Below are 18,747 nucleotides of genomic sequence, written 5' to 3'. Positions count from 1 at the left end.
GAGCGGCTCATCGCGGGTCAGCTCGTCGTGAGCGAAGCCCGGCGGCTGGGCATCGGCGGCACCGACGACGAGGTGCAACAGGCCTGGGACGAGGCCGCCCGCCGTGTCGGCGGTCGCGCCGCGCTCGAGCGCTGGCTCGAGCAGACCGGCGTGGGGCCGGCCTGGGCCCGACGGCTGATCGCCGCGGATGTCGACCGGCAGCGCTTCCTCGATCTGCGCTTCCGCGCGTTCGTCTTCGTTCCCATCGACGACGTGCTGGCCGAGCTGGGTCCGGGGGAGCATTCGCCCGACGCGCAGGCCCGGGCCCGGGCGGCGCTGGAAGCCCGCGAGGTGGAGCGGCGCTTCAACGAGTGGCGCGCCGAGACCGAGCGACGCGTGTCCGTTCGGCGCCTGCTGGATCGGCGGGACCGCGTGGACTGCCCGTTGCCGATGATCGCGAACCCGTCAGCCGAGCTGCAAGACCTCGCGCGCGATGACCATCCGCTGAATCTCGGAGGTGCCCTCACCGATCTCGGTCAGCTTGGCGTCGCGGAAGATCCGCTCGACCGGGAACTCCGTAATGTAGCCGGCGCCGCCGTGGATCTGCACGGCTCGCGTCGCAGCCCGCATGGCCGTCTCGGAGGCGAATAGCTTGGCCATGGCCGCGGCGTGCATGGCCGGGCGTCCCTGATCCTTGAGCCAGGCGGCCCGCAGCGTGAGCAACCGCGCGACCTCGATGTCGGTGGCCATGTCGGCGACCATGCCCTGCAGCCCGTTGAACTCGGCCAGCGTGCGGCCGAAGGCCGTCCGCTGCTTCATGTACCGGACGGCGTGGTCGAGCGCGGCCTGGGCGATGCCCACGCCCATGGCGGCCATGGCGATGCGCCCGCCCTCCAGGATCTGCAGCGCTTGCGCGAAGCCCCGGCCGCGCGCGCCGATGAGCGCCTCGGCCGGCAGACGGACGTCCTCCAGCACGAGCTCGGCGGTGTCGGAGGCGTGCAGGCCGAGCTTGCGATAGGGCCGGCCGGCGGAAAAGCCTGGCACGCCTTTCTCCAGCACGAACGCCGAGATCCCCCGGGCGCCCTCCTCGGGCTCGCTGCGGGCCATGATGACCGCCACGCCGCCCACGCTGGCGTTGGTGATGAAGGCCTTGCTGCCGTTCAGCACCCAGCGTCCCTCGCGCCACTCGGCCCGGGTGCGCAGGGCCGCCGCGTCCGAGCCCGAACCCGGCTCGGTGAGGCCCCAGGCGCCCAGCAGCTCCCCGCGAGCCAGACGCGGCAGGTAGCGGGCCTTCTGCTCGGTCGAGCCGAACGTCAGCAGATGGTTGGTGCACAGCGAGTTGTGAGCCCACATGGTGATGCCGACCGAGGCGTCACCCCGGTTCAGCTCCTCGACCACGAGCGCGTAGGAGACGTAATCCAGCCCGGCGCCCCCGTACTCCGGCGGCACCAGCGCGCCCAGGAACCCGAGCTCGCCCAGCTTGCCGATGATGGCGTGGGGAAACTCGTGACGCTCGTCGTAGGGCACCATCTGCGATCCCAGCTCGGCCTCGGCGAACTGGTGGGCCACGTCCCGGACGGCCTGCTGCTCGGCGGTGAGCTCGAAATCCACGCTACCGCTCGCGGGGCTCTTTGGCTTTGAGCTCCGGCTCGTGCTCGCGGATGAAGGCGCGGATCTCGTCGGCCATGGCCAGCAGCTTGTCCCATTGTTCCTTGTAGAGCGTGACAGGAAACCGCCCCAGCCCGTAGACGGAGACACCGCCTTTCTCGCTGACGCGCAGGGAGAGGCCCCGGGCCGTCCGGGCCTTGAGCGCCTCATTCTCCCGGCGCAGCCGCTCCAGCTCCTGGTGCAACGCCTCGTCGTCGGCCATTCGCTTCTCCTCGGCGCGCCTTCACACCGCCGTGCGGACGTTTTCCCGAACGAAGCGGACGATCTCCTGGGTCGTCGTACCGGGACCGAAGAGCTCTTTGACGCCGAGGGCCTTCAGCGCGGCGACGTCCTCGGGCGGGATGATGCCCCCGCCGAAGACGACGATGTCCTCGGCGCCCTTCTCCCTGAGGAGCTCCAGCACCCGCTTGAACAGATGATTGTGGGCGCCCGAGAGCACGCTCAGCCCGATCGCGTCCGCGTCTTCCTGCACGGCGGTGGCGACGACCTGCTCCGGCGTCTGATGCAGCCCGGTGTAGATCACCTCGAAGCCGGCATCCCGCAGCGCCCGGGCCACCACCTTCGCCCCCCGGTCGTGCCCATCCAGACCGGGCTTGGCCACGACTACTCGAATTCGGCGCTCGCTCACGAATCGCCCGTTCGAGCGCGGGCTTGGCCCGCGCCACTCCTGGGGGAGGTCTCGGAGGGGGCCGTCGAGGCCCCCTCCGAAGATTTCGCCACGGCGGAGCGGATCTTGTCGGCCATCGCCATGACCTGCGCCCGGTCCCCCGGCACGAGCTTCCAATCGAACCCTTTGCCGTCGTTGATCCAGCGAGGGAGCAGGTGGAGGTGAAAGTGCGGCACCGACTGAAACGCGGCCGCCCCGTTGGCCTGCAACAGGTTGAGGCCGTCCGGCTTCACGGCCTCGCGCAGGGCGATGGCCACGCGCCTGGCCGTGACGATCGCGGCTTTCAGATCGGCTTCGTCGGCGTCGAAGATGGTGGGCGCGTGCGCCCGGCTCACGACGAGACAGTGCCCAGGGTTCAGCGGGTTGATGTCCATGAAGCAGATGGTCCGCTCGTCCTCGTACACGCGCATCGAGGGAATCTGGCCGTCCCGGATCTTGCAGAAGACGCAGTCAGTCATGACCGTCCCCCGTCAGACTTCGACCGTCCAGCCGTGCGTGTCGGGCGCGGTGCCGTACTGGATGCCCACGATCGCGTCGTACAGACGCTGCGTGAGCTCCCCGATCCTGCCGCCGCCCACGACGATGCGCTCGCCGCGGTAGGCGAGCTCCCCCACCGGCGAGATGACGGCGGCGGTGCCGGTGCCCCACACCTCTTTGAGAGTGTTCGTGCGGGCGGCGTTGACGACCTCGTCGATGGAGATCGGGCGCTCGGAGACCCGCACGCCCCACTGGCCGAGCAGCGTGAGCACCGAATCGCGCGTAACGCCGGCCAGGATGGTGCCGGCCAGCGGCGGGGTGATGACCTCGTCGCCGATCTTCAGCATGAGGTTCATGGTGCCCACTTCCTCGATGTACTTGCGGTGCACGCCGTCCAGCCACAGCACCTGGGTGAAGCCCTCGTGCTTGGCCTCTTCGGCCGCATACAGGCTGGCCGCGTAGTTCGCCGCGGTCTTGGCTTCGCCCAGACCGCCCGGCACCGCCCGCACGTAGTTGTCGATGACCTTGATCTTGACGGGATTGATGCCTTCGGGATAGTAGGCCCCGACCGGCGACAGGATGACGAAGCACAGGTACTCCTTGGCCGGCCGCACGCCAAGGAAGGGCTCGCTGGCGATCACGGTCGGACGGATGTACAGGGACGTGCCCTCCCGCGAGGGCACCCAGTCCCGATCGAGGTCGACCAGCGTCATCCAGGACTTCAGGACCATCTCGGAGTCGAGGGCCGGGATGCACATGCGCTCGGCCGTGCGGTTCAGCCGGGCCACGTGCTGGTGGGGGCGGAAGAGCCGGATCTTGCCATCCCGGCCGCGGAAGGCCTTGAGACCCTCGAACAGTCCCTGGCCGTAGTGCAGCACCGCGGTCGCCGGGTCCAGGTTGAACGGTCCGTACGGCGCGATCCGGGGGTCGTACCAGCCCTTCTCCTCCTGAAAGTCCATCACGAACATGTGGTCGGTGAAGACGGAGCCGAAGCCGAGCTCGGCGTCCTTCGGCTTGGCCTTCTTCGTGGCCGCCCTGGTGATCCGGATCGCGTCACTCATACCCCTGCCCCCTAAAAAATGATCGGCTCCCGGTACAGGCCGAACACCTGCCGGTAGACGTCGGAGATCTCGCCCAGGCTCGCGTAGTCCTTCACGGCATCCACGAGCACGGGCATGAGGTTCTGTCCGTTGCGGCACGCCTCCGCCACCTGCTTGAGGCGCCGCTCCACCCGGGTCATGTCGCGGCTGGCCTTGAAGCGCCGCACCCGGGCGACCTGCTCCACCTCGACCTGCTCGTCGATGCGTAGGTACGTGATCGGCTTCTCCTCGGACATCACGTACTTGTTGACGCCCACCGTCACCTTCTCGCCGCGGTCCTCCATGAGCTGGTACCGGTAGGCGGCGTCGGCGATCTCCTTCTGCGGAAAGCCGTGGTCGATGGCCCGCACCATCCCGCCCAGGGCGTCGATCTTCCGGATGTACTCCAGCGCCGCCGCTTCCATCTGGTCGGTGAGCGACTCCAGATAGTAGGATCCGCCCAGCGGATCGATGGTGTGAGGGACCCCCGTCTCCTCGGCGATGATCTGCTGGGTGCGCAGGGCGACGGTGACCGCGTCCTCCGTGGGCAGCGCCCACGTCTCGTCGTAGGAGTTCGTGTGCAGCGACTGGGCCCCGCCCAGCACGGCGGCCAGGGCCTGCAGGGCGACCCGGGCGACGTTGTTCAGCGGCTGCTGGGCAGTGGCGGAGACCCCCGCGGTCTGCGTGTGCGTACGCAGCCGCATCGACTCCGGCCTGGTGGCGCCGTAGCGCTCCTTCATGAAGCGGGCCCACATCCGGCGCGCCGCTCGCAGCTTGGCAACCTCCTCGAAGAAGTCGTTGTGGATGTCGAAGAAGAAGCTCAGCCGCGGCGCGAAGCTGTCGACGTCGAGGCCCCGGTTGCGTGCCGCTTCCACGTAGGCCAGGCCATCGGCCAGGGTGAAGGCCAGCTCCTGCACCGCCGTGGCCCCGGCCTCGCGGATGTGATAGCCGGAGATCGACACCGGGTTGAAGCGCGGGACGTACCGCGACGTGAACTCGATCATGTCCGTGACGATCCGCACGGCCGGCTCGGGCGGGCAGATCCACTCCTTCTGGGCGATGAACTCCTTGAGCATGTCGTTCTGCATCGTGCCGCCGACCCGATCCCAGGCCACGCCCTGCTTGTCGGCCACGGTCAGGTACATGGCCAGCGCCACCGACGCCGTGCAGTTGATGGTCATCGACGTCGTCACCTCGCCGAGCGGGATGTCGGCGAACAGGCGCTCGAAGTCGTCCAGCGTGGAGATGGACACGCCTTCCTTACCGACCTCGCCCTGGGCGCGAGGATGGTCGGCGTCGTAGCCCATGAGCGCCGGCATGTCGAAGGCCGTCGACAGCCCCGTCTGCCCCTGCTCGAGCAGGTACTTGAAGCGGGCGTTGGTGTCCTCCGGGCGTCCGAACCCGGCGAACATCCGCATCGTCCACAGGCGCCCCCGGTACATCGTCGGATAGACGCCGCGGGTGAAGGGATACTCGCCCGGATATCCGAGCTTGTCGGCGTACGACCAGTCCCGCAGATCCTCCGGCCCGTACAGCGGACGTACCGGAAGACCGGAGAGCGTCTCGAAGCGCCCCGGACGCTCGGGGGAGCGCCGCCGGAACGCCTCGTACGTCTCGTCGCGCCAACGCTCCTGCTCGCTCATGCTGGCTCCCCCAAGACCGCGCGCGCGATCACCAGCTTCTGGATCTGCGATGTGCCCTCGTAGATCTGCGTGATCTTGGCGTCGCGGAAATGCCGCTCCACCTGGTACTCCCGGATGAACCCGTACCCGCCGTGGACCTGGACGGCGTCGGTGGTGACCTTCATCGCCGTCTCCGCGGCGAAGAGCTTGGCCATGGCCGCCGCGGGCCGGAAGGGCTGGCCCCGGTCCTTGAGCGTGGCCGCCCGCAGCGTCAACAGGCGCGCGCCTTCGATGGCCGTCGTCATGTCGGCCAGCATCCATTGCACCATCTGGTGCTGGCCGATCGGCACGCCGAAGGCCCGACGCTCGCGCGCGTAGGCCACCGCGCGCGCCCAGGCGCCCTCGGCGATACCCACCGCCTGCGCGGCGATGCCGATGCGGCCGGCGTCGAGCGCGCTGAGCGCGATCCCGAAGCCCTGGCCCTCCTGGCCCAGGCGATTGGCCACCGGCACCCGGCAATCCTCGAACACGAACTCCGCGGTGTCGGACGCGCGCAGCCCCAGCTTGTCCTCGGTCTTGGGCACGAGGAAGCCCGGCGTGCCCTTCTCGATCAGGAAGGCCGCGATGCCGCGGTGGCCCAGGGCGCGATCCGTCTGGGCGAAGACCAGGGCGGCGGCCGCCTCGCGACCGTTCGTGACGAACGCCTTCCGACCGTTGAGGACGTAGTGATCGCCGTCGCGCGTGGCCAGGGTGTGCTGGTTCCGGGCGTCGGAGCCGGCCTGCGGCTCGGTCAGGGCGAAGCAGCCGATCTGGTGCCCGGCCGCGAACGGCCGGAGAAAGCGCTCCCGCTGCGCATCCGAGCCGAACTTCAGCACGGGGTCGCAGAAGAGCGAGTTGTTGACCGACATGACGACGGCGTGCGAAGCGCAGTGCCTGGCAATCTCGACCAGCGCGACGACGTAGGAGACGGTGTCGGCCCCGCTGCCGCCCCAGGCCTCGGGCACCGCGATGCCGAGCAGACCGAGCTCGCCCATGCGCTTGACCGTCTCGTGGGGGAAGCGCCCGTCCCGATCGATCTCCTCGGCGATGGGCTTGATCTCGCTCTCGGCGAACTCCCGCGCCATCGACTGGATCATCTGCTGCTCGTCCGTCAGGTCCAACCGCATCACTTCTCCAGCAGCTTCTTGAATTCCTGCGTCAGGTGAGGCACGACCTCGAAGAGGTCGGCCACGATCCCGTAATCGGCGATCTTGAAGATGGGCGCCTCGGGATCCTTGTTGACGGCGACGATCACTTTGGACGTCCGCATCCCGGCCAGGTGCTGGATGGCGCCGGACACGCCGAACCCCATGTAGAGCTTGGGCGAGATCGTGCGGCCGGTCTGGCCGATCTGGAAGCGATGGGGCCGCCAGCCCGCGTCGACAGCGGCCCGGGAGGCCCCGACCGCGGCGCCGATGACGCCGCCCAGCTCCTCGAGGATCACGTAGTTCTCCGGCCCCTTCATGCCCCGCCCGCCCGAGAGCACGATCTCGGCCTCGGTGAGCTCGGGCAGCCCCGTGGAGACCTCCTCGCGGCGCTCCACGAGCTTCATCCGTGCCGCCGGCAGCGTCAGCGCGGGGCGCTCCACGGACGCCGTGCGTCCGGCCTGGGCGTCGGCCGGGCGGAACACGTTCGGACGCAGCGTGGCGACCCAGGGCGTCTTGGCCCAGGCCACCTTGCTCAGCAGCTTGCCCGCGTAGACCGGACGGGTGGCGACCAGGCGGTCACCCTCCAGCGCCAGGGCCACGCAATCGGCGGCGAGGCCCACGCCGAGGCGCGCGGCCAGACGCGCGAGGAACTCCCGCTGGCGGCTCGTCACCGGGCCGAAGATGGCCTTGGGCGACTCCCGTTCGACCAGCGCCTCCAGAACCGGCACCCACACCTCGCCTCGATACGGCGCCAGGTCCGCGTGCTCGAGCAGCCAGATCTTCACGGCGCCCCACTCGCCAAGCTGCTTGAGGCCTTCGTCCGTGGCCTTGTCGGTGAGCCAGACCGCCTCGGCGGCCCCCGCCAGTCGGGTGGCCTCGCCGAGCACCTCGGACATCACCTTCTTGGGACGGCCGCTGCGGTCGTCCTCGACCACGCACCAGAACGCGCCTGCCATGTTCGTCTCCTGATCGGAGGGGGCCTCGACGGCCCCCTCCGAGGCCTCCCCCTATGATCGCTTGCGCCGGCAAAGCCGGCGCAAGCCCAACGTGACTAGATCGCTTTCGCTTCCTCCCGGAGTGAGCGCACGAGCTCCTTGACGGCGGTCGGGACGTCACCCTGGATGATGCGTCCCGGCGGACGGGGCGGCAGCGCTTCGAGCGCGACCACGCTGAGCTGCTCGCCGCCGGGCTCGAGCCCCAGATCCCCAGCCTTCACGTCCTTGATCTCTTTCTTCTTGGCGCCCATGATCCCCTTGAGCGTGGGATAGCGCGGTTCGTTCAGTCCCTTCTGGCACGTGAGGACCGCCGGCAGGGGGACGTCGAAAACTTCCAGGCCGCCCTCGACCTGCCGGGCCACCCGGATCGATTGGCCATCCGCCGCCACCGCTTCTTCCATGATCCAGTATGCGCACGGCCAGCCCAGCGCTTCGGCGAGCTGCGCCGGGGTCGCGCCCATGTCGTCGTCGATCGCCTGGCGCCCGCAGAGCACGAGCTGGGGGGCCTCTTGCTTGACGACGGCCGCCAGTGCCCGCGCGGTCACCAGCGTATCGGTGCCGCCCCAGGCAGGATCGTTGAGGTGAATGGCCCGGTCGCAGCCCATGGCCAGGCACGAGCGCAGGGCCTCCTTGGCGCGTTCGGGACCGAGCGTCACCGCGACGACCTCCCCCTGCCCCGCCTTTTCCTTGATGCGCAGCGCCTCCTCCACGGCGAACTCGTCGTAGGGGGAGACGATCCAGGTGATGCCGGCGGTGTCGATGCCCTTGGCGTCGGCGCCGATCTTCACCTGGGTGGCGGTATCTGGAACTTGCTTGATGGCTACCAGGATCTTCATCACGAGGCTCCTTGGTACTGCAGCTCGCGGGTGATGCGGAACCGATCGCCGGGAATGTAGACACGGTCGAAGACGACGGGCTGACCGTCCGCGGCGAACGAGACCCGCTCGGACTCGAAGGCCGGCGCTTCCAGGCGGCAGCCGAGCTCGCGGGCCTCGCGTCGGCCGAGCCGGACGGCGGAGACGGTCTCTTTGGCGCGCTCGATCGTCACACCCAGCTTGAACTCCAGGGCCTGACGCAGCGGCGTCGCCGCCAGGTCGGCCTTCACCAGCTCCTCCCCCAGGCGAGCGGCCAGAAACGAGCGCTGCAGACTCATGGGGTGGCCATCGACCAGCCGCAAGCGCTCCAGCTGGAGCACGCGGGCCCGGGCGCCCAGACCGAGCGCGGCCGTGACACGGCGGTCGCCGATGACGAACCGGCTCGCCAGCAGCCGCGTGCTCACCGGCTCGCCCTGGGCCCGGAGGTCGGTGGCGAAGCGCTGGTGCTGGAGGATGTCGTAGTCGATGAAGGGGGCCGCCACGAAGGTGCCCAGGCCATGGCGCCGACGGATCAGGCGGTCCCGCTCGAGCACCTCCAGGGCCTGGCGCAACGTCATGAGGGTGACGCCGAACTCGCGGGCCAACTGGCGCTGGTTGGGCAGCTGGTCACCGGCGGCGTGCTCGCCGCTGCGGATCCGCCCGCGCAGCGCGTCCGCGATCTTGAGATATCGAGGCGTGCGACCGTTCATCCGCCCGTGCTCCTCGCCCGGTGTTCTAGAACACTCCCGAAGCACCCGTCCGGCGAAGCGCCAGCAGAGATGAAACGGCAGCGATGAGGACAACGGCGCGCCGCAGACGAAACCATTGTAGGCGCCCGCCAGGGGCGCGCGCAAGTATACGAGCCGGCGGTCAGCCCGCCAGGCGCGCAGGCCCGTGGCGGCGCCGGCGCAGCAGGCGCACGGCCATCGTCGCCGCCGCGGCCAGCACGACGGCAGCCAGGGCGGCGACGATCACCGGACCGGCTCCGAACCGATCGATCATATCGCGCCACTGATCTCCCAGCAGGTAGCCCAGGCCGACGAACGCCCCCGCCCAGACCAGCCCGCCCACGGCGTCGAAGAGCAGGTACTGAGGGTAGGAGATGAGCCCTGTCCCGGCCATGGGCGCGGCGAAGATGCGCACGCCGGCCACGAACCGCCCCATGATGATGGTCAGCGGGCCGAACCGCTCGAAGTGCTCCCGCGCCCGGCTCACGCAGCGCCCGGAGCCGAGCGACAGGCGGCAGTAGGCCCGCAGCAGGCTGTGGCCGCCCAACCGTCCGGTGGCGTACCAGAGGTGATCGCCGGCCACCGCACCGACCGCGCCGGCGACCGCCAGCGTCGCCGCCCGCATCGGGTCGCCGGCGCTGGCACCAGCGGCGACGAGAAACAGGCGCCCCGGGAAGGGCAGGCCCGTGGCGTCGATGAACGTGGCGGTGGCCACGACGACGTGCATCAGCGGCCCCTGCCCTGCGGTCGGCAGCCAGCTGGCGAGCACGCCGTCCAGCCCGGGGCCGCCCATGCGCCTAGTACGCGGGCAGGCGTCCCCCGCCGCCGGCGGTCTTGCGGACGGCGGCCGCTTCTTCGGCGGCCTTGGCGGCGAGGAAGCGACTGTCGCTGGCCAGCGTGACGAACTGGTAGCCGGCCGCCACCATCTTCTGGGCGTAGGCGGCCGTGGCGTTGTGGATGCCCGCCACCACCCCGCGCCGGCGGCACACCTCCACGATCTCCCGCTGGGCTTCCACCACCGCCGGCTCCGTCTGGTCGAGCCGGGGCTTGAAGCCCAGCGCCAGGCTGAGGTCCGACGGCCCCACGTAGACCGCCTCCTCGGCCGTATTGACCATGGGGCAGATCACCCGTACGCGCCGGCGTCGAGGATCTTCATGATCGGGGCCGGATCGTTCCAGGGCACCCGGGCCAGGGGGATGACGGGCGTCGTGGCCACCGCCTGCAGCATGGTGACCGCGGCCTGATAGTCGACGACCCCGTGCTGCATGTCGATGGTGAGGGAGTCGAAGCCCTGGTGGGCCATCACCTCCGCCGAGAACGCGCTGGGGATGGCCAGCCACCCGTTCACCACGGCCCCGCCGCGCCGCCAGATCTCCCGCAGGGTGTTGGGTCTCACGAGGGCCTCAGGCCGGGTCGCTGGCCAGGCGGCCGTTGTAACCCCAGTCGGACTTCTCGACGTCCTGGAAGACGATGTGGACCTGGTCGGGCGTCGTCTTGCCGATCTTGACCACGGCCTCGGTGATGGCGGCGACGAGCTGGCGCTTCTGCTCGGGGGTCCGACCGGCATACCACTGGATCGTGATGTTAGGCATGGCTCACGCTCCTCTCGCTAGCGCTTCGGGACGGGGGCGACTATAGCCGCGAAACTTCGTTTGCGCGACCCTGTTGTGCTAGCGTCGAACTTGATGGCGCAACGTGATGTCGCCATAGTCCGGTGACAGAGTTTATCGCGGACGCCACGTGCGTCGCCCGCGCCTACTGTCCTGGCTGCGAGCCGGGGGCCGATCCCACCCGTGAAGTCCTCGACGTGCGCTGGTGCGATGGCCATGCGCCAGCCCGCGACGGCTCCGACGACGCCGTCGTGACCTCGGAAGCGTTCCTGTCGGGAAGCGCCGAGGCGGGCGGCGAGGCCAACCGCCGGTGGTGCGAGCTGCTCCACGCCGCCTCGCGGGAACGGCGCACCTCGCGGGCGGGGCAGCGGCTCTAGCCCGACCCCCTCTCTTCCCCGTCGCCCGCGATCACCTCGAGCGTCACCTCGACCGCCCTCAGCATGGTGCCGGCTGCCATGCTGGGCTGGTCCAGCCCGCTCGCCGCCACCATCGAGGGAAGCAACGGCAGGTGGACAAAGCCGACACGGGTCCGACGCCGGCGCGTGGCGACGAGGTGCAGGGTGCTGTAGAGCGTCTGGTTGCAGAGGTAAGTGCCCGCGCTGTTCGAGATGAACGCGGGAATTCCCTCCGCAGTGAGGGCCGCCAGGATCGACCGTAGCGGTAACGTGCTCAGATACGCCGTCGGGCCCCCCACGACGCAGGGCTCGTTCGCCGCGCGATAGCCTCCGGCGTCCGGGATCGGGTAGTCCAGCACGTTGATGGCCACGCGCTCGAGACCGATCCGGGCGCGGCCCTCGGCAAGGCCCAGATGCAGCACGGCCAGCGGGTCGACCTCGGCCAGCAGCCGTTCCATGGCTGCAGCGGCCTCGGCGTGGTGCACGGGCAGCACGCTGCCCAGCACGTCCTGACCGCCGACACGCCGGCCGTCCACGGCCTTGGCGATCTCCCGGGAGGGGTTGTCGGCGTGAGGCCCGAAGGGCTCGAACCCGGTGACGAGGATCATGCCACCTTCATTCTATTCCGGGCGGCGCTTGACCCGAACCGGCGGGGCGGGCTACGCTGCCCGCGCTCCGGGCCAGTCGATCGGTCCGGCTCATCTTGAACGCGACGGGGGAGCGCGCATGGGACTGCTGACAGGCCGGGTCGCCATCATCACGGGAGCCAGCAAGGGGATCGGCCGGGTCGCCAGCCAGCGCTTCGCCGACGAAGGCGCCGGCGTGGTGTGCGCGGCCCGCTCGGCCGGGCTCGTCGGGGAGACGGCGAAGCTGGTCACGAAGGCCGGCGGCAAGGCGGTGGCCCTCGTCGCCGACGTGGCGACCGAGGAGGGGGCCCGGCAGACGGTGGAGGCCGCGGTCCGGGCCTTCGGCGCCGTGCACCTGCTCGTCAACAACGCCGGCGACGGGGGCCCGACCAAGAAGATCCAGGAGTACACGACCGAGGACTGGTTCTACACGATCAACTCCTGCCTCACGACGTCGTACATGATGATCCGGTTCGCGACGCCCGAGCTGATCAAGGCCGGCGGCGGCGCGATCGTCAACATCTCCTCGATGGCCGGGCGTCGCGGCCTGCCCTACCGGATCGGCTACTGCTCGGCCAAGGCCGGGCAGGTCGGCATGACCTACGGCATGGCGCTGGAGCTGGCGCCCCACAACATCACCGTCAACGCGATCGCCCCCGGGGCCGTGGAAGGCGATCGCATCGACCGGGTGATCGCCGGCCAGGCCGAGGTGCGGGGCGTGCCGGTGGAGGAGATGCGCCGGAGCTGGATCGAGCGCTCGCCGCTCAAGCGCATGGTCACCGCCGAGGACATCGTGGCCATGGCCGTCTTTCTCTGCAGTCCCCTGGCCCGGAACATCTCGGGCCAGTGCATCGCCGTCAACGCCGGCGATCCCGCGGGCTAGCGCAGCCGCGCGCCGTCCTCAGCGGTTGCCGTAGTCGCGCCGCCAGAGCTCGATGTACTCCACGGCGTTGCGCGCGATGTCGTCGAGCTCTTCCTGGCTCATCTTCCGGACAGGCTTGGCCGGCACCCCCATGACGAGCCAGCCCGACGGCACCACCTTGCCCGGCGGCACGAGCGCGCCCGCGCCGACCTGAGCCCACTCTTCCACCACCGCCCCGTTGAGCACCACCGCGCCGATCCCGATCCGGACGTTGTCCTTGACGGTGCACGCGTGGACCACGCACCGGTGGCCAATGGTGACGTTGTCGCCGACCAGACAGGGGTACTGCGGCGTGACGTGCAGCACCGAGCAGTCCTGGACGTTCGTGTTGCGCCCGATGCGAATGTAGTTGTCCTGGTCGCCTCGGACGATGGTTCCCGGCCAGATGCTGGAGGCCTCGCCGATCTCTACGTCGCCGATGACCTGAGCGGCCGGATCCACCCAGGCCCCGGGATGGACCCGGGGCGTGCGCCCGGGGACGGACCGGATCACGTTCAGGCGACCTCGAACAGGCCGGCCGCCCCCATCCCCCCGCCGATGCACATGGTGACCACGACGTACTGGGCCCCCCGCCGCTTGCCCTCGATGAGCGCGTGGCCGGTCAGCCGCGCGCCACTCATGCCGTACGGGTGCCCGATAGAGATGGCGCCACCGTCCACGTTGAGCCGCTCCATGGGGATGCCGAGCCGGTCGCGACAGTAGACAACCTGCACGGCGAAGGCCTCATTGAGCTCCCAGAGGTCGATCTGGTCCATCCGCATGCCCGTCCGCTCGAGCAGCCGGGGCACCGCGAAGACGGGACCGATCCCCATCTCGTCCGGCTCGCAGGCGGCGACGGTGAAGCCGCGGAAGATCCCCAGCGGCTGCAGCCCCCGTCGCTCGGCGAGCCCGGCATCCATCACGACACACGCGGACGCGCCGTCCGAGAGCTGGCTCGCGTTGCCCGCGGTGATATGACCTTTCTCACCGGTCACTGGCTTGAGCGCGGCCAACCCCTCCAGCGTGGTGTCGGGGCGGTTGCCCTCGTCGCGGGTCAGCGTGACCGCTTCCTCGCGCACCTCGCCCGTTGCCTTGTCCTGGACGAGCTTGACCGTCGGCAGGGGGACGATCTCGGCGGCCAGGCGGCCTTCGCGCTGGGCGGCCGCCGTGCGCTGCTGGCTGGCCAGGGCGTACTCGTCCTGCCGCTCGCGGGTGACGTAGTAACGCTTGGCCACCACCTCGGCCGTCTCGATCATCGACATGTAGATCTCGGGCTTGTGCTCCTCCAGCCAGGCCTCGCGGAACCGATGCAGGTTCATGTGCTCGTTCTGCACCAGGCTGATGGATTCCAGGCCTCCGGCCACGACCACCGGTACCCGATCGACGATGACGCGATGGGCCGCCATTGCGATCGTCTGCAAACCCGAGGAGCAGAAGCGATTGACCGTCACGCCGGCGGTGGTCACGGGCAGCCCGGCGCGGATCGCCGCCTGCCGGGCGATGTTGTGACCGGTCGCGCCTTCTGGCATGGCGCAGCCCATGATGACGTCCTCGACCTCGCCCGGGTCCAGCCGGGCGCGCTCGACGGCGTGCTTGATGACGTGACCGCCGAGCACGGCGCCGTGGGTGTTGTTGAAAGCGCCGCGGTAGGCACGGCCGATCGGGGTTCGCGCGGTGGAGACGATGACGGCGTCGGGCATGGTTACGCTCCTTTCCGCGATGATACACCGGGCTCAGCGCCCGGCGGTTCAGCGTCCGGCGGCAGGGCCGCGAAACGCCTCCAGGCGCGGGAGGAGGTCACGGAGGAGCAGCCGGCGCTTGAACGGCAGCACCGTCGCCGGGAGGCGGCCGGCCCGCACGGCCAGCCGACGGGGCACGGCCACGATGAGGTTCACGCCGCGGACTGCCGCGAGCTTGCCCAGCTTGTCGGCCAGGTACTCGGGCGTCCAGTATCCGACGATCTCCAGCAGCACCTCGGTTCCGTCCCGGTGGCGGAACACGAAGTCCGGAACCAGCAAGCTGCCTCCCACGTCGAGCACCGCCCCCTCCCGCACCAGCCGCCAACCTTCCCGCTGCCGGCCGAATTTGCGAGCGATCGCCGCCTCCAGGGTGGAGTCGAACTCGGCGGGCGGCGTGGCCCCGAGCCCCAGGCCGGCGCCCGCAGCGAGCGTGAGCGTGAAGGGCCGCCAGCCCCGGCGCAGCTCGATCTCGGCCTGGAGCCGCCAGTCGGGCAGCCGCACCAGCGCGGCCAGGAACCGCGAGAAGTCCACCCCGTAGGCGCGCGTCCGGCGCAGCACCGAGTTCGGCCCGTCGAGCACGAAGCGGTAGCCCCCGTCGGCGAGGACCACCGCCGCGGCGGCGGCCCGGCGACGCCGGCGCCCTCCCAGCTTGCCTGACGACTTCCGCGGCTCCCGGCCGGCTGGCGCGCCCCGGAGCCGCTCCACGCGATGGAGCAGCCTCGCCAGGCGGGCGTAGCGAAGGATGTGCTTGAAGTCGCGCCCGGCCTCCAGCGTCACCCGCGTGGCCGAGTAGAGCAGCGCCTGGGCCTGGGCCAGATCGTAGTCGGCACGCAGCCGCTCGGCGGTGTAGTCGGCTGGAAAGGCCGTCAGGCGGTGGTACTCGGGATAGTCGGCGTAGAGCGCGGCGACGGCCTCGGCGTGCCCGGCCGGTGGCGGCCTATATTCCTCGGCCAGCAGAGCGGTGACGGCGCCCGCGTCGAGCACCGGATGGCGCGCGGCCGCCCGCTCGAAGACTTCTACCCGTCGCCCGGCGCAGCGGGCGGAAGCGGGCCACTCGTAGGTGGCCACGTCGTCGAGGAGCTTTACCATCGGCTCCACGCGATCGGGCCGCAGTCCCCGCAGCGCCCGCCGGCAGGCATTCCGAACGACGCCCCGCGTCTGGCCGACCGCGCCGCGGTAGACGGCCAGCGCCGGCTCGAGAACGGGCAGCACCTCGTTCTCGAGCCGGTCAGAAGAGATCGAGCTGGTTCGCCTGTCCCAGTGATAGACGCGTAGCGCGGCGGTAAGCATCGACCGTTCCCCGACGTCGCGCCCGGGCAACGTCCGGAGTCTCCTGGACCACGACCTCGTAGAGCCGGGCGGTGCGGTCTCCCGATCTCCGCAAGAGGCGGCCCAGCCGCTGCACGGCCTCGCGCACCCCCTTCTCGCCGCCCAGCACGACGCCCACCTTCACGGCGGGCGCGTCCCAGCCCTCGTTGAGGACCTCGCAGGCGGCCAGCGCCTTGATCCGACCGGCCGCGAAGGCGTCCAGCACCCGGTTGCGCTCGTGCTTGTCGGAGTGGGCGGTGAGGGCCGGGATCAGGAACCGCGCCGACACGTCCAGGGCCATCCGGTTGGAGGCCGTGAAGACGATGACGGGCTCGTCCGGGTGCAGGCGAAAGACGTCCTCCAGCACGCGCAGCTTCTCGGCCGAGCGGTTGACGATGGCCAGCTTGCGCCGCCAGCGCCGGAGGATCTCGCGGGCCTGGGGATCGGCGCGGGAGCGCCGGGCCATGTCCCTCCAGTCGAAGCTTCCCTCCTCCAGCCGGCAGGCCGCCACGTAGTGCCGGATGCTCCGCGACAGCTCGTCGAACTCGGCCTGCTCCTCCTCGGTGAGGTAGATGGGCACCCGCACGATCACGTAATCGGCCACCGTGTGGCCGCGCGCCTGGGCCAGATCCTCCTGGTACACGATGGGACCGACCAGCTCGGCCAGCATCGCGTCCCGGCCGTCGGCCCGCCAGGGCGTCGCGCTGAGGCCAAGCCGGAGCGGAGCCAGACAGTCGAGCGCGCTCTCGTGCTGGACGGGCCCGGGCAGGTGGTGGACCTCGTCGTACACGATCAGCCGGAACCGGTTGCCGATGTCCTTCATGTGGATCCAGGCGCTGTCGTACGTGGTCACCGTGATGGGCCAGACCTCTTGCCGCCCGTCGCCGAGCACGCCGGCGTCGAAGCCGAGCCCCTGCTTGATGCGGCGCTGCCACTGGTACATGAGGTCGCGGAGCGGCGCGACCACCAGGGTCGGCGTCTGATGCCGGGCCACGATCGAGAGCGCGATCTCGGTCTTGCCCGTGCCGGTGGGCTTGACGATCACGCCGCGGCCGCCCGCCTGCTCCCAGGCCTCGATCGCCATCTGCTGGTCGGGCCGGAGTGGGGGCAGCGCCGTCTTGAGCGAGGGGGCCGGGAAGAAGCGGGGCGCCTGGTCGGCGAGCGGCAGCCGGTAGGTCGCGGCGTCTTCGCAGATTCGGAAGTGGTTGACGGCCGCCGTGCGCCAGGCGCTGACGCGCTCATCCCAGACGAAGTAGGGCGGCACCTGCACCGTCGCCGGCGCGTCGAGGCGCAGCGAGCCCCGATCGAAGCTCAGCGCGTGAGCACGCGCCACACGTGTATCTCTATAGGAACGCCGCCAGCGGTGCAAGTAGATTGCGACGCGGCGGGGGTGGCAAAGCCATCGGTTGGATAAACCGACGCCAGCATTGTCGGCGTCCGCCACGTCGGCTATAGTGCTGACGCGAGCGAAAGGGGGCGGCCGCAGCGACCCTTCTGCGATCGAGTGCGCCGGCTCACTACCCGGCTGAGGCAGGTGCCGGGCGCTGCCCGATGGTGTGTGAAACGGTTGCGCCCGGGCCTGTCGATCAGCCGAAGCCGCGGCTTTTGGACCGAGTGCGGGCCGCCGTTCGCTCACGCGACTACAGCCGACGCACCGAAGCCTCTTACGTCGCCTGGATCCGCCGCTTCATCGTCTTTCACGGCAAGCGCCACCCTGCCGAGATGGGCGCTCCGGAGGTGACGGCGTTTCTCACCTCACTGGCTGTCGATGACCGGGTGGCCGCTTCCACCCAGAACCAGGCGCTCAGCGCGCTCCTGTTCCTGTACCGTGACGTGCTGGGGGTCGACCTGCCCTGGCTCGATGGGATCGTCCGAGCCAAGCGACCTGTTCGACTTCCGGTCGTGCTCACACGCGAGGAGGTTCGGGCCATCCTCCAACGTCTCGAGGGCGAGCCCCGCCTGATGGCCTGCCTGCTTTATGGTGCCGGTCTGCGGGTGCTCGAGTGTTGCCGTCTCCGGGTCCAGGACGTCGACTTCACGACAAATCAGATCCTCGTTCGGGGTGGCAAGGGGGACAAGGACAGGGTCACAATGCTCCCGGTCGTCGCCAAGGCCGATCTCGGTCGACACCTCGAGGTCGTCCGGGCCCAGCATCGAGCCGATCTGGCGGCAGGTGCAGGTTGGGTGGCGTTGCCGACTGCTCTCCTCAGGAAATATCCGAATGCCGGCCGGGAATGGGCCTGGCAGTGGGTCTTCCCGGCCACGCGTGTCTATCGAGACCGCCTGACCAGCCAGGTACGTCGACACCACCTGCACGAGTCGGTCCTCCAGCGTGCCGTGAAGAGTGCCGTCCGGCGGGCCGGGATCGCCAAGCGCGCGGCCCCTCACACGCTTCGCCACTCGTTCGCGACGCACCTGCTCGAGGACGGCCACGACATCCGGACCGTACAGGAACTGCTCGGCCACCGCGACGTCGCCACCACCATGATCTATACCCACGCCCTCAACCGCGGCCCTGCCGCCGTCCGGAGCCCGGCGGATAGGATGTTCGCGCCATGACTCCTCTCGCCGTGTTTGAATGCAAACGCGACGGGATGGGCTGCAGAGTGCTGCAGCATATCCAGATCGTGCAGCAGCGCCGTGCTCGACCGAATGGCTGGAAAGAGAAGGCAAAGAGCGAATAGGCAAGCGGTTTCGATTCGGTGATAGGCAGCGGTCACCCGCAGCATCTGCGGGATATCCAGACCAGCCTATCCCGGGGTCGAATTATAGTTCGACGACTGGCGAAGATCGGGGCGCCATGGGCGCCACTCCGGACCGAGCAGACGAAACTTGCCCATGAGGCGCGCGCCCCTCGTCGTCCTCGTCGCGATCATCGCCGGCATGCTGGCGCCCTGTGGTGCCGGAGGGCA

At 69.9% G+C, this 18,747-nt stretch carries 22 protein-coding genes; 3 read left to right on the top strand and 19 right to left on the bottom strand.

Annotated elements, in window-relative coordinates:
• Positions 1 to 444: 444 nt before the first annotated feature.
• The 14 genes from VFR64_06265 to VFR64_06200 form a co-directional block, all read right to left on the bottom strand.
• Positions 445 to 1,590: an acyl-CoA dehydrogenase family protein gene (locus VFR64_06265; GenBank protein HET9489339.1), complete on the bottom strand. Its 1,146-nt coding sequence runs from the start codon at positions 1,588 to 1,590 to the stop codon at positions 445 to 447.
• A 1-nt stretch (position 1,591) separates the two neighbouring features.
• On the bottom strand, positions 1,592 to 1,849 hold the full coding sequence (locus tag VFR64_06260) for a hypothetical protein (protein ID HET9489338.1): 258 nt from the start codon (positions 1,847 to 1,849) through the stop codon (positions 1,592 to 1,594).
• Between the two features lie 21 nt (positions 1,850 to 1,870).
• Positions 1,871 to 2,275, bottom strand: coding sequence for a cobalamin B12-binding domain-containing protein (locus tag VFR64_06255; protein HET9489337.1), 405 nt, complete (start codon positions 2,273 to 2,275; stop codon positions 1,871 to 1,873).
• Positions 2,272 to 2,772 (bottom strand): HIT family protein, encoded by a 501-nt coding sequence (locus tag VFR64_06250; GenBank protein HET9489336.1) that lies wholly within the window; start codon positions 2,770 to 2,772, stop codon positions 2,272 to 2,274. The genes VFR64_06255 and VFR64_06250 overlap by 4 nt, the downstream gene beginning before the upstream one ends.
• A 12-nt stretch (positions 2,773 to 2,784) precedes the next feature.
• Positions 2,785 to 3,852, bottom strand: a complete 1,068-nt coding sequence (locus VFR64_06245; protein HET9489335.1) for a branched-chain amino acid aminotransferase — start codon at positions 3,850 to 3,852, stop codon at positions 2,785 to 2,787.
• An 11-nt stretch (positions 3,853 to 3,863) separates the two neighbouring features.
• Positions 3,864 to 5,513 (bottom strand): methylmalonyl-CoA mutase family protein, encoded by a 1,650-nt coding sequence (locus tag VFR64_06240; protein ID HET9489334.1) that lies wholly within the window; start codon positions 5,511 to 5,513, stop codon positions 3,864 to 3,866.
• The gene (locus tag VFR64_06235; GenBank protein HET9489333.1) at positions 5,510 to 6,658 is read right to left on the bottom strand and encodes an acyl-CoA dehydrogenase; all 1,149 of its coding nucleotides are present in this window, start codon (positions 6,656 to 6,658) and stop codon (positions 5,510 to 5,512) included. The genes VFR64_06240 and VFR64_06235 overlap by 4 nt, the downstream gene beginning before the upstream one ends.
• Complete coding sequence (locus tag VFR64_06230; GenBank protein HET9489332.1) at positions 6,658 to 7,635, bottom strand: electron transfer flavoprotein subunit alpha/FixB family protein; 978 nt, start codon at positions 7,633 to 7,635, stop codon at positions 6,658 to 6,660. Before VFR64_06230 ends, VFR64_06235 begins: the two co-directional genes overlap by 1 nt.
• Before the next feature lie 95 nt (positions 7,636 to 7,730).
• Positions 7,731 to 8,510, bottom strand: a complete 780-nt coding sequence (locus VFR64_06225) for an electron transfer flavoprotein subunit beta/FixA family protein (GenBank protein HET9489331.1) — start codon at positions 8,508 to 8,510, stop codon at positions 7,731 to 7,733.
• Complete coding sequence (locus tag VFR64_06220; GenBank protein ID HET9489330.1) at positions 8,510 to 9,238, bottom strand: GntR family transcriptional regulator; 729 nt, start codon at positions 9,236 to 9,238, stop codon at positions 8,510 to 8,512. The genes VFR64_06225 and VFR64_06220 overlap by 1 nt, the downstream gene beginning before the upstream one ends.
• A gap of 160 nt (positions 9,239 to 9,398) precedes the next feature.
• Positions 9,399 to 10,049, bottom strand: a complete 651-nt coding sequence (locus tag VFR64_06215) for a DedA family protein (protein ID HET9489329.1) — start codon at positions 10,047 to 10,049, stop codon at positions 9,399 to 9,401.
• A gap of 4 nt (positions 10,050 to 10,053) precedes the next feature.
• Positions 10,054 to 10,371: a hypothetical protein gene (locus tag VFR64_06210; protein ID HET9489328.1), complete on the bottom strand. Its 318-nt coding sequence runs from the start codon at positions 10,369 to 10,371 to the stop codon at positions 10,054 to 10,056.
• Between the two features lie 8 nt (positions 10,372 to 10,379).
• Positions 10,380 to 10,652, bottom strand: coding sequence for an aldolase/citrate lyase family protein (locus VFR64_06205; GenBank protein HET9489327.1), 273 nt, complete (start codon positions 10,650 to 10,652; stop codon positions 10,380 to 10,382).
• Between the two features lie 7 nt (positions 10,653 to 10,659).
• The gene (locus VFR64_06200) at positions 10,660 to 10,848 is read right to left on the bottom strand and encodes a tautomerase family protein (GenBank protein ID HET9489326.1); all 189 of its coding nucleotides are present in this window, start codon (positions 10,846 to 10,848) and stop codon (positions 10,660 to 10,662) included.
• A gap of 122 nt (positions 10,849 to 10,970) precedes the next feature.
• Between VFR64_06200 and VFR64_06195 the strand changes: the two genes are divergently transcribed.
• The gene (locus tag VFR64_06195) at positions 10,971 to 11,243 is read left to right on the top strand and encodes a hypothetical protein (GenBank protein ID HET9489325.1); all 273 of its coding nucleotides are present in this window, start codon (positions 10,971 to 10,973) and stop codon (positions 11,241 to 11,243) included.
• On the opposite strand, the gene VFR64_06190 is transcribed toward VFR64_06195, so the two are convergent.
• On the bottom strand, positions 11,240 to 11,869 hold the full coding sequence (locus VFR64_06190; protein HET9489324.1) for a pyroglutamyl-peptidase I: 630 nt from the start codon (positions 11,867 to 11,869) through the stop codon (positions 11,240 to 11,242). The two genes, VFR64_06195 and VFR64_06190, sit on opposite strands and share 4 nt — an antisense overlap.
• Positions 11,870 to 11,987: 118 nt before the next feature.
• Here VFR64_06190 and VFR64_06185 point away from each other — a divergent pair, with 118 nt between their 5' ends.
• On the top strand, positions 11,988 to 12,770 hold the full coding sequence (locus tag VFR64_06185) for an SDR family NAD(P)-dependent oxidoreductase (protein HET9489323.1): 783 nt from the start codon (positions 11,988 to 11,990) through the stop codon (positions 12,768 to 12,770).
• Between the two features lie 18 nt (positions 12,771 to 12,788).
• Here the strand turns inward: VFR64_06185 and VFR64_06180 are convergent, their stop codons facing one another.
• Genes VFR64_06180 through VFR64_06165 form a run of 4 tightly spaced genes read right to left on the bottom strand, consistent with a single transcriptional unit; the run spans position 12,789 to position 17,168 of the window.
• Positions 12,789 to 13,301 (bottom strand): gamma carbonic anhydrase family protein, encoded by a 513-nt coding sequence (locus VFR64_06180; protein HET9489322.1) that lies wholly within the window; start codon positions 13,299 to 13,301, stop codon positions 12,789 to 12,791.
• A 2-nt stretch (positions 13,302 to 13,303) separates the two neighbouring features.
• A complete protein-coding gene (locus tag VFR64_06175) occupies positions 13,304 to 14,488 on the bottom strand; it encodes an acetyl-CoA C-acyltransferase (GenBank protein HET9489321.1) in 1,185 nt (394 codons plus the stop codon).
• A gap of 48 nt (positions 14,489 to 14,536) precedes the next feature.
• On the bottom strand, positions 14,537 to 15,817 hold the full coding sequence (locus VFR64_06170) for a DUF790 family protein (GenBank protein ID HET9489320.1): 1,281 nt from the start codon (positions 15,815 to 15,817) through the stop codon (positions 14,537 to 14,539).
• Entirely contained in the window at positions 15,756 to 17,168 is a 1,413-nt protein-coding gene (locus tag VFR64_06165; protein HET9489319.1) for a DEAD/DEAH box helicase family protein, read from the bottom strand. The genes VFR64_06170 and VFR64_06165 overlap by 62 nt, the downstream gene beginning before the upstream one ends.
• A 218-nt stretch (positions 17,169 to 17,386) precedes the next feature.
• Here VFR64_06165 and VFR64_06160 point away from each other — a divergent pair, with 218 nt between their 5' ends.
• On the top strand, positions 17,387 to 18,394 hold the full coding sequence (locus VFR64_06160; GenBank protein HET9489318.1) for an integron integrase: 1,008 nt from the start codon (positions 17,387 to 17,389) through the stop codon (positions 18,392 to 18,394).
• The last annotated feature ends 353 nt before the right edge of the window (positions 18,395 to 18,747 follow it).

Source organism: Candidatus Methylomirabilota bacterium (assembly GCA_035709005.1).
Classification (GTDB): domain Bacteria; phylum Methylomirabilota; class Methylomirabilia; order Rokubacteriales; family CSP1-6; genus 40CM-4-69-5.
Note: the sequence above shows the minus strand (reverse complement) of the source record. Positions and strands in the feature narration are given on the sequence as shown.